This is a genomic window from Profundicola chukchiensis (assembly GCF_029664245.1).
Lineage (GTDB): Bacteria > Bacteroidota > Bacteroidia > Flavobacteriales > Weeksellaceae > Profundicola > Profundicola chukchiensis.
This window is the reverse complement of the sequence record NZ_JANAIE010000074.1, coordinates 1-223: the sequence shown is the minus strand read 5'-3', so window position 1 is coordinate 223 and position 223 is coordinate 1. Positions and strand designations below refer to the sequence as shown.

The following is a 223-nucleotide window of genomic DNA, read 5'->3' as shown; positions in this document are numbered from 1 at the left end:
ACCGAAGGGCGCAACCGACAGGTCCGCCGGATGACCGCTGCCATCGGGCACCCGACCCTGCGGCTGATCCGGACACGAATCGGCGAATGGCGCCTCGACGGTCTCTTTCCCGGAGACTGGCGTGCCCTGCCCGCCCCCCGATCCTGACCCCCTGCCGGTTTGACAGCTTCACGACCCTGCGCTATGCGCCGGTCTCGGCCCCAGCCCTTACCGCAACCAGAGA

At 69.1% G+C, this 223-nt stretch carries 1 pseudogene; it reads left to right on the top strand.

Annotation, left to right across the window (positions count from 1 at the left end):
* A pseudogene (locus tag NLM59_RS11715) lies at positions 1–147 on the top strand (pseudouridine synthase); the annotation flags it as partial.
* Positions 148–223 lie beyond the last annotated feature (76 nt).